Origin of the sequence: Candidatus Magnetaquicoccus inordinatus, assembly GCF_004217665.1 — a bacterium.
Classification (GTDB): domain Bacteria; phylum Pseudomonadota; class Magnetococcia; order Magnetococcales; family Magnetaquicoccaceae; genus Magnetaquicoccus; species Magnetaquicoccus inordinatus.
In genome coordinates, this window is record NZ_RXIU01000534.1 from 1 (window position 1) to 1033 (window position 1033).

Genomic DNA, 1033 nt, shown 5'->3' on the forward strand with positions numbered 1-1033 from the left:
GATGCCAACAGCTTCACAAACTACCTGAGCAACAATCCAAAAGCACTGATCAATCCCTTGCGCAAAATAGCCAGAAACGCTGTTCCTTTAACGCGCTGACGTCCAAGAGGTCGCACATGTACGCCAAATACGATTATGTGGCAGGAGCAACCCTGGCCAACATCATGAACGACATCAACCTGATCATCACAGGTGAGACCAACATCAACAATCTGTCCGCGAGTTGCGCCAAGAGCACGACAGAGATTGTCGCCGCCGTGGCCGCAGGTTGGGTATTGCACGATGCATTGGCTGGCACCAACAAAAAGTGCTACAAGGCACCCCTTGCCGACGACGCCACCAAGTTCAAGTACATGGTACTGGATTTCAACTCGTCAGGGTACTTGAAAACCACGATCTACGAGACATGGGATGCCACGGCACACACCGGTACAAACCTTTGCTACTACTCCGACCAATCCAGCTATGGGCAGAAGATAGACACCACCGCTGGTGGCACGATGTATGTTTTTGCCTCAGTGCGCTTTGCCGTATTTGCCTCCAATACCAATCAATGGAGCAGCGGTTCTGGGCCAACAGGCGTGGTTGAACGGACAAGAGATCTGCCCTTCGACACCGTGGCCGCAGGCTATCCGCCGTTTGGCTTCATCCATTTCTACTCGTCGTCATATGTGTATCCGCTTTTCTTCCCGCCAAGAGTTCTGACTATGGATGGGTCAGTGGTGGTGTCGCCACAAACTGGATTTGGTGTGAATCTCATGTTTTCCGGTGCGCCGTCTGGCATTGCCATGAAGATTCCGTCCGGGACAGGGACATTTTTGGTGCCGTTTTATCCTGGGTACGTGACCAACTATTCGACCTACATGCCAGCCCCGTATGGGGAGTTTTCATCGCTTTGCGACATTTGGAAAATTCCCAGCAATGTGGCGAACCATTTGTCCACCATCACCAAGGCTGGTGTGGATTACCTGGCAATGAAAACATACACATCATCGACAGAGATGTTCGTGATCAGGAAGTCTTAAAATGGCCG

1 protein-coding gene is annotated in these 1033 nt (G+C 51.4%); it reads left to right on the forward strand.

The window, feature by feature from the left end; translation table 11 throughout:
• The coding region (locus EJP87_RS17090) for a hypothetical protein (RefSeq protein WP_227657765.1) at window positions 1-1025 on the forward strand (1025 nt) is incomplete at its 5' end.
• Window positions 1026-1033: the final 8 nt, after the last annotated feature.